Origin of the sequence: Lactobacillus sp. ESL0233 (genome assembly GCF_003692995.1) — a bacterium.
Taxonomy (GTDB): Bacteria; Bacillota; Bacilli; order Lactobacillales; family Lactobacillaceae; genus Lactobacillus; species Lactobacillus bombicola.
Genome location: NZ_REHH01000009.1, coordinates 349955 through 358639 on the forward strand (window position 1 = coordinate 349955; position 8685 = coordinate 358639).

General features: G+C 36.7%; 8 protein-coding genes. 1 reads left to right on the plus strand and 7 read right to left on the minus strand.

Annotation, left to right across the window (positions count from 1 at the left end):
- Nucleotides 1-90 precede the first annotated feature (90 nt).
- The 7 genes from spxB to F5ESL0233_RS07995 all read right to left on the minus strand — a co-directional run bounded on the left by spxB (nt 91) and on the right by F5ESL0233_RS07995 (nt 7455).
- Nucleotides 91-1899, minus strand: a complete 1809-nt coding sequence (gene spxB / locus F5ESL0233_RS07965) for a pyruvate oxidase (RefSeq protein WP_122059623.1) — start codon at nt 1897-1899, stop codon at nt 91-93.
- Between the two features lie 273 nt (nt 1900-2172).
- Nucleotides 2173-4071, minus strand: a complete 1899-nt coding sequence (gene mnmG, locus F5ESL0233_RS07970) for a tRNA uridine-5-carboxymethylaminomethyl(34) synthesis enzyme MnmG (protein ID WP_090093318.1) — start codon at nt 4069-4071, stop codon at nt 2173-2175.
- A gap of 10 nt (nt 4072-4081) precedes the next feature.
- Nucleotides 4082-5467, minus strand: a complete 1386-nt coding sequence (gene mnmE, locus F5ESL0233_RS07975; RefSeq protein WP_122059625.1) for a tRNA uridine-5-carboxymethylaminomethyl(34) synthesis GTPase MnmE — start codon at nt 5465-5467, stop codon at nt 4082-4084.
- A 103-nt stretch (nt 5468-5570) separates the two neighbouring features.
- Nucleotides 5571-6437: a membrane protein insertase YidC gene (locus F5ESL0233_RS07980; RefSeq protein WP_090093314.1), complete on the minus strand. Its 867-nt coding sequence runs from the start codon at nt 6435-6437 to the stop codon at nt 5571-5573.
- A 1-nt stretch (nt 6438) separates the two neighbouring features.
- Nucleotides 6439-6807 (minus strand): ribonuclease P protein component, encoded by a 369-nt coding sequence (gene rnpA / locus F5ESL0233_RS07985; RefSeq protein ID WP_118895864.1) that lies wholly within the window; start codon nt 6805-6807, stop codon nt 6439-6441.
- Nucleotides 6808-6859: 52 nt separating this feature from the next.
- Nucleotides 6860-7000: a 50S ribosomal protein L34 gene (gene rpmH, locus F5ESL0233_RS07990; protein WP_003549412.1), complete on the minus strand. Its 141-nt coding sequence runs from the start codon at nt 6998-7000 to the stop codon at nt 6860-6862.
- A gap of 164 nt (nt 7001-7164) precedes the next feature.
- Nucleotides 7165-7455 carry a hypothetical protein gene (locus F5ESL0233_RS07995; RefSeq protein ID WP_233554986.1) on the minus strand — a complete coding sequence of 97 codons (291 nt, stop codon included), beginning with the start codon at nt 7453-7455 and terminating at the stop codon, nt 7165-7167.
- A gap of 227 nt (nt 7456-7682) precedes the next feature.
- On the opposite strand from F5ESL0233_RS07995, the gene F5ESL0233_RS08000 reads away from it, so the two are divergent.
- A complete protein-coding gene (locus tag F5ESL0233_RS08000) occupies nt 7683-8099 on the plus strand; it encodes a helix-turn-helix domain-containing protein (RefSeq protein WP_122059626.1) in 417 nt (138 codons plus the stop codon).
- Nucleotides 8100-8685 lie beyond the last annotated feature (586 nt).

Below are 8685 nucleotides of genomic sequence, written 5' to 3' on the forward strand. Positions count from 1 at the left end.
AAGTTAAAATCATTATCTATTATTATACTTGTAAGATGACAAAAAAGCGAAACTTTCAAAAGTCCCGCTTTTTTATTAACATTAGTTATCTTAATGTGCTGAAGCACCTGAAGTTGTATCTGTTTCTTCTTCTGGTTCAGGCTCTGCTTCAGCTTCTGAAGCACCTGAAGCAGTATCAGTAACTAAACCATATTTTTCAGCAAAATAGCTAAATGGTTTCAAACCTTGAGCTTGATACTTCTCAACGAATTCTGGATCATCAAGTGTATTTAACTCAGTTGAGTAAGGCATATCATGAGTGAACTTGACGTCAATTAACATTGGTCCATCCATTTGCTTAAATTCCTTAACTGCGTCTTCGAATTCCTTCTTAGTCCGAACAGTTACACCCTTAACGTTCATACCTTCAGCAACCTTTGCCCAATCATTGTCTGGCATAATAACACCTGATAATGGTTGGTGAGATTGATCAACTTGTTCAGCTTCAATGAAACCTAAAGTTTCGTTAGTGAAGACAACATTAATGATGTGCATGTTGTAACGCGCTTCTGTCAATAATTCTTGACTCATCATAGCGAAGCCGCCGTCACCACCTAAGTTCCAAACTTCACGTTCTGGATGAACAGTTGCAGCAGCAATAGCTGCTGGAGAACCAAAGCCCATAGTTGCATACAAACCTGAAGTTGCCCAAGTTTGTTCTCCATGCAAATTAATTAAACGTTGGAAATCAATATTGATGTTACCAACATCAATTGCATATTGTGCATTGTCATCAGCATATTTGTTAATAACATCAAAGATTGGTTCACGGCGAACTGGCATTTCATCTGAATCAACAAAACTTTGTTGCCATTCATCCCAGTTTTGACGATCAGCAAGACCAGCCTTATAAATTGGTGACTCTTCACGGGCTTCAGCGGCATCAATCATTGCTTGCAAAGTCTTAGCACCATCAGCTAAAATTGGAACATCAACCGCATGGCGTTTACCTAATTTTTCTGAGTCAACATCGATTTGAATAACCTTAGCTTTAGGATCAAAGAAGAATACAGAGAATGGTGAGTTGTTACCAACCCAAATTACCAAATCAGCATACATTTGAATGTCGTCACTAGCCTTAGGAGCAACACGACCAATTGAACCCAAGTATGCTGGAAATTCATCTTCAACAATTCCCTTAGCAATAACTGAAGAAAGAAGTGGTGTCTTAAATTTTTCAGCAAAAGCCTTCAAAACATCACCGTGACCTTTAAGACCCATACCATAGTAAACAACTGGGTTCTTAGCTTCAGCTAAAAGTTTAACTGCTGCATCAACATCTGTTTTCTTAGGAGCAGCATAGTTAGGAATAGCTGAAATTGAATTGTAGGTTACACGGAAGTTATCGTTAATCTTGTCCCAACCAAAATCTTTTGGAAGAATTAAAACAGCTGGACCCTTCTTAGCATATGCTTGACGAAGAGCTTCATCCATCATACCTGGAATTTGTTCTGCAGTCTTAATTTGGTGATTCCAAACTGCTACGGAATCAAACCAAGGCTTCTCATCAAAAGCCTGGAAGAAATCGATATCTTGACGACTAGTAGGCACATTAGCAATGATTGCTACCATAGGTACTTTATCGTATTTAGCATCATATAAACCGTTCATTAAGTGAACAGCACCAGGTCCTGCTGAACCAAAACATACACCAGCTTGACCAGTGAATTTATACTCAGCTGCAGCCGCTAAAGCACCTGCTTCTTCATGCCGCACTTCAATAAACTTTAATTTATCTTTGAAGTCGTGGATTGCATTCATTGTTGAGTCAAATGAACCACCTGGGAAACCATAAATATGATCAATATGCCAGTCCAATAATACTTGGAGCATAGCATTTGCGCCATTAATTTTTGCCATTTTAAGTGCATCTCCTTAAATACATGTTTACTTACATATTGTATTAAAACATATAATTTCACAATTTCAAGTATGGAAGTTATATGATTAGGTCAAGGTGTAAGCGCTACTCTAAAATATTATTTTCACAAAGTTAGATAGTTATTTTATAGCATTCAGATTAGAGCAATAATTTTATTTGTGATTATTTGATCATTCACTTGAATTAAACGCATTCATTGCCAAATATTTTCAAAAAAAATATTTTTAGCTTTTTTAAAGTTTTTACTAAATTTATTTATTAATTTTAGCATAGCGTCCATTTTGAACATATACACTCAAAATTGCAATATCTGCTGGGTTCACTCCGGAAATTCTTTCTGCCTGGGCAATTGTTTCTGGGCGAATTTTTTCAAATTTTTGTCTGGCTTCAGTCGCCAATCCCCCAATTGCTTGATAGTCAATACCCGCTGGAATTTTTTTAGCTTCTTGACGATGCAGACGGTCAATCTGTTGCTGCTCCTTCTTGATATAACCAGCATATTTGATATTAATTTCTAGCTGTTCTCTTACATAACGTTCATTGGAGATGCTTACACCACTTAAACGCTCAATATCTTCAATTTTAACACGCGGCCGTCTGAGAAAAACATCAGCTTTAATACCAGCTTTTAGTGGGGGTTCACTAATACTTTCCATAAATTCACGTACAGGTTCATCTGGATGAATAGTTATAGCTTTTAATCGTTGCATTGCCTCTTTAATGTGTTCTTTTTTAGTCAAAAATTGACTATAACGCTCATTAGAAATCAAACCTAATTGATGACCATATTCTGTCAAACGCAAATCAGCATTATCATGGCGTAAAATCAAGCGATATTCAGCTCTTGACGTCAGCAAGCGATACGGTTCTTCCGTTCCCTTAGTAACCAAATCATCAATTAAAACGCCGATATAAGCTTCATCACGCCCTACAGTAAAATCACCTTTTCCGGCTGCCCGCAAAGCTGCATTAATTCCTGCAATTAATCCTTGACCGGCTGCTTCTTCATAACCAGATGTTCCATTCATTTGACCAGCGGTATACAAATTCTTTATTTTTTTCGTTTCTAAAGTATGTTTAAGCTGCCAAGGATCAATTACATCATATTCGATTGCATAACCTGGACGCATCATTTCAGCATGTTCAAGACCTGCAACCGAATGCAACATTTTTAATTGAATTTCTTCGGGCATTGAAGTTGAAAAATCACCCACATAGACTTCCTCGGTCTTTTCACCCTCAGGTTCTAAGAAAATTTGATGACGCTCACGATCAGCAAAACGGACTACCTTAGTTTCAATTGAAGGACAATAACGTGGTCCTACCCCTTTAATTTGCCCAGAAAACATCGGCGATCTAGTCAGATTTTCGTTAATAATTTGATGGGTAGTTTGATTAGTGTAAGTCATCCAACAGGAAACTTGTTCTTTAAGGTAGTCTTCATCCCGACTCTCAAACGAAAAATGACGCGGAACTTGATCACCAGGTTCTTCTTCAGTCTTAGAGTAATCGATTGTATTACTATTTACCCTTGGCGGAGTACCTGTTTTAAAACGACGTAATTTAAAACCTAATTTTTCCAAATTTTCTGATAACTTAATGGCTGGAATTGTATTGTTCGGACCAGATGAATAATTTAATTCACCAATATAAATTCGACCACGGGCTGAAGTACCAGTAGTTAAAACTACACTCTTAGCATGATATTTTGCTCCAGTATTAGTAACCAAGCCGCAACAAACACCATCTTCAACAATTAATTCATCGACAGTTGCTTGCCGCAAGGTTAAATTTTTTGTTGCTTCAATCACATTCTTCATATGCTCATGATATTGCCATTTATCAGCTTGGGCACGTAAAGCTTGTACAGCAGGACCCTTACCTGTATTTAACATTCTCATTTGAATATATGAAGCATCAATACTCTTACCCATTTGACCACCTAGAGCATCAATTTCACGTACAACAGTTCCTTTAGCCGGACCGCCAACTGAAGGATTACACGGCATAAAAGCTACCATATCAAGACTAATTGTCAATAATAGCGTCTTTTGTCCCATCTTAGCACTAGCTAAAGCAGCTTCACATCCAGCATGGCCTGCTCCAACTACGATTACGTCGTAATCATTTGTGTCATATGTTTTTATCATTTTGATGCACCTATTTTCCTAAACAAAATTGACTGAACAATTCATTAACTAGCTCATCCGGACTACTGTCACCTGTGATTTCACCCAAAGTATCCCAAGCCCCATTAAAATCTATTTGGGCAATATCAACTGGAATTTCATTTTCTAAGCTCTCAACTACTTCTTGCAACTGCTTTTTAGCTTTTTCAAGTAAGCTCACTTGCCGTTGATTAGTTACCATTACTTGGTCATTTGAATTTTTAATTCCTTTAAAAAATAATTTTTTTATTTCTTCTTCTAATAATTCAATATTTTTTTCTTGCAAAACTGAAATAGCAACTACTTCACTACCTGTTATTTTTTTAACTTCTGCAGATGTTATTTTTTGTTCTAAATCTGTTTTATTTAAAATTACAATTCGCTTCTTCTTGTTTGTAGCTTCAATTAAAGCATAATCTTCTGCTGACAAGCTTTTACTTGCATCAAATAGCAATAAGACTAAATCGGCCTTAGCTAATGCCTGCTTAGATCGTTCAACACCGATTTTTTCTACTTTATTATCGGTATCACGAATTCCAGCAGTATCGATTAGCTTTAACGGGACCCCCTTGACTGACACATATTCTTCTAGTGTATCTCTTGTAGTACCAGCAACATCAGTTACAATTGCAGTATCACTTTTAGTTAAATAATTCAGTAATGACGATTTACCAACATTAGGCTGACCAATAATTGCAGTAGCCAATCCGTTGCGCAAAACTGTTCCCTCCGTAGCGGTTGCCAAAAGATGGTCAATCTTACTAACTACCGACTTTGATACACTTATCATTTGTTCAGCTGTAATGGTATCTGCATCATATTCGGGGTAATCGATATTAACTTCGACATTAGCTAAAGTATCCAAAATTTGTTGCCGCAAAGCACGGATTTTTTCAAGTAACCCACCTTCAAGCTGACTTTCAGCTACCTGTCTTGCCCGATCAGTTTTAGCTCTAACAATGTCCATGACACTTTCAGCTTGGGTTAAATCAATTCTGCCGTTAACAAAAGCCCGTTTAGTAAATTCGCCAGCTTCAGCCATACGAGCACCTTGCTTTAATAGTAACTGTAAAATTCGATTAGTAACAATAATACCGCCGTGACAGTTAATTTCCACAATATCCTCACGCGTAAACGTTTTAGGTGCAAGCATTACCGATACCATAACTTCATCAATTGTTTGCTTTAGAGCTGGATCAATAATATGACCATAATGAATAGTATGGGTAGGAACTTTTAGTAAATTAGCTCCTTTAAAAACCGTATTAGCAATTTTAACTGCATCTTCGCCTGACATTCGTACAATTGAAATTCCGCCTTCACCAATTGGAGTTGAAATTGCTGCTATTGTATCAAACTCAGTTAAAGTTTTTACCATGATTTTCTCCTTTTTCAATCAAAAAAGCGCATTATAATCATGAATAACCATGATATATAAAGCACTTTGACTACTTTATCTAAAAATCACTTTAGATTGATATTTACTTTTTACGTTTTAATCGTTTGTAAGTTTTTCTTAACTGACGTTGACGTTCACGTTCTGCTTGCCTTTTAGCCTCTTGTTCTTGGCGATACTTAATCGGATTTTGCAAAATGAAGGTCTGAACTACTTGGAATAAATTAGAAATTACCCAATATAAAACAATTGCCGATTGGAAGTAAATTCCCATTACTCCAACCATGATTGCCATCCCATAAGTCATTATCTTGGTTGAAAAATTCTGTGATTCCTTCGGTGTTGATAACTGACTAATATAAGTTGACAAGAACGTCAGAACCATTGATAGAACTGGCATAATGAAAAATGGATCAGGTTTGGCTAAGTCCATCCACAAAAAATGACCTGTCAACAGCTGTGGAGTTTGAGCAATTGCGCCGTATAAGGCAAGCATAACTGGCATTTGAATCAGAAGTGGTAAACATCCCGCATATGGATTAATACCAGCTTCTTTATAAAGCTTATTAGTTTCTTGCGAAAGTAATGTACGCGACTCCGTGTCATTACCTGGATATTTTTTACGCAAAGCTTCAATTTCAGGCTGAATACTCTGCATCTTAGTCGTGCTCTTAATTGAAAGTGCACTAAGGGGATACAAAATTACGCGGACAATTACCGTAAAGACAATAATTGCCCAGCCGTAATCATTACCCATTATCTTGGCAAGCCAAAGCAAAAATGTCGACATGTAATAAATTACCCAGCGATTCCACCAATTACCACTAGTATGTGAAACAGGTGCAGGCTTAGCATTTGATGCAGCACAACCAGTCAAAACAACAGCAATTGTAATTACAGCCAACAAGGCCAACAACCGCTTGACATTCTTTTTGGTTAAAATGTCTTTCACTCTAATCTTCCTCAATTTCATCAGGTATTTCTTCGATAATATTGGCCAAAAAAAGGGCATGAAGCAAATTTTTTCTGACATCGGTCATTTTAAAACTACGCACATAAGGTCTAGCAATTACTAAAAAATCAATCTGCGGGTTAATCGCCGCTTTATTTTCAGTCAGAACAGCTCTAATATACCGCTTAAGCCGATTACGAACCACAGCAGTATGCCCGACCTTTTTGCCCACTGAAATGCCCACCCGAAAATGTGCATTCTCAGGCTTATTTATTTTATAAATAACAAAGGCCCGATTTGCAACTGAATTGCCAGCTTGAAAAACTTGCTGAAAATCATTTTCAGTTTTAACTCGATAAGACTTTCTCAAAACGCTTCATTCCACTCTTTGATACTAAAAAAACCACTGGGATTTCAGTGGTTTAAGCAGATAAGACTTTTCTACCCTTTGCACGGCGTCTAGCCAAAACCTTACGGCCATTTGATGTGCTCATCCGCTTCATAAAGCCATGAACGCGTGAACGGTGACGCTTTTTAGGTTGGTAAGTTCTTTTAGTTGTCATTAAACTACACCTCCATTTTTAATATGCTAACTGCACAATTTAATAATTAGAATACCATGATTAAAGTAAAAAACCAAGTAAAAACGAAAAAAAGATGAAGTTAATCACTGGGCAGACAAATAATTGTTCAAGCAAGCTCGCAAAACTAATCATAGATACATTTATTATAGCAAGTCGTCCTTGCCGATTTGGATTGAAGGATAGTGCTGCAGCGTGGGCAAATCCGTGTCAAGCGGGCAGCTGTAAACCATGTAGTAATCGTCTTTTGCAGCCGCGGTTAGTTCCGCAAACTTCTGCCGGGCTTTTTGACAATTATGAGTCGCATAAACTACGCTAACCACACCTACTTTACCCTCAGCATCCCTGCTACTGTGTTCGACACTGCCTCTCAATATTAACTTCAGGTTACCATCGTCTTTCAACCCTTGCTTAATATAGTCTTGTTCATTAATCAATCGCAATTCCTCCTCACTTAATAAACTTCATTATCATTTAATGATATTCAGCCAATAGTATAATGTCAAGCGCTTTCTTAGAAGTGCTTAAGGATAAAAAACGACACTTGATAGCCACTTCAATATAACTATCCGCTTTTATGCGGTATTGTATGTTCTCAAGACGTAATTAAGCTTATAAATAGTAGTAAAGACACTGACTAAGTATCCGAATTGAGGTGCCACCAATGACAACAAGTGAATTATTAAAACAATATCGCCTGCGCGCAAACAAAACCCCAAGAGAATGGGCTGGAACAGCAATCAGTCCTTCTTTCTATTCCGAGGTGGAAAAGGGCCTCAATCGGATCACTGCCGATGACTTGATCAAACTTTTGGACTATAACGGCATCCCGGCTGCAGATTTTTTTGCAGAATTAAATCCAGAAAAGAAATTACAATATGATCGTGAACAAGAGCTAATCAAATTGATGAACGATTCTTATTATCAAAACTCATGCAGTGAACTCACACGACTAGAGCGCATAATTACGCAAGGGAATCTGCCTCATCGCCAAGATTTTTTATTAATGATTAAAGATTATATTGCTTTAGTCACTGACACTATTACAGAATTAGATACTACAACTGAATCACTTATTTAAAGAAAAGATTTTCAATATTGCAAAATTTGACGACCTCTTCCTCCCTAATTATTGTAATTTCAGACAGCTTTATGCTCTAGATATTAATTACTAGAAAAATCAGTAAACAGCTTCAGGCTAGTAATGACCTTAAAATTCAATAGCACTATTGGCGATTATTGTAAATACACTATTTCGCAGGCATGCAACCCATAACAAAATTGCAATAACGAATTTTATGTCTCATTTTAAACAGCCGCGCCCAGACATCGTTGTTAACATAAAGATCTGTAATTTTATCCACAATAAACAAGTCACAATGCTTTGCACAAGATTATGCACAATTCCCAACCTGTTAAAAAAATTATGCACAACATGTGGATATTTTGTTGTGCTATTTGGCTAAAGTCCTATTATTATAATAAAAATTATGCACAAGAGAATATGCTAATAAACTTTTTCAAGTACTTATTTGAGCAAATCTTGTGTATTCCCATAAAATATTTATCCACATCTTGTTAATTCTGAATTCTTTTTATTCACTTGTGGAAAACATTTTTATTAGATGGTAAAATATACTCTGCTTAAGTTATCGGAGGGGTTTATT

Coding starts and splice junctions, on each gene's coding strand:
- spxB (WP_122059623.1), bottom strand. CDS start 1,899: ATGGCAAAAATTAATGGCGCAAATGCTATGCTCCAAGTATTATTGGAC.
- mnmG (WP_090093318.1), bottom strand. CDS start 4,071: ATGATAAAAACATATGACACAAATGATTACGACGTAATCGTAGTTGGA.
- mnmE (WP_122059625.1), bottom strand. CDS start 5,467: ATGGTAAAAACTTTAACTGAGTTTGATACAATAGCAGCAATTTCAACT.
- rpmH (WP_003549412.1), bottom strand. CDS start 7,000: ATGACAACTAAAAGAACTTACCAACCTAAAAAGCGTCACCGTTCACGC.
- F5ESL0233_RS08000 (WP_122059626.1), top strand. CDS start 7,683: ATGACAACAAGTGAATTATTAAAACAATATCGCCTGCGCGCAAACAAA.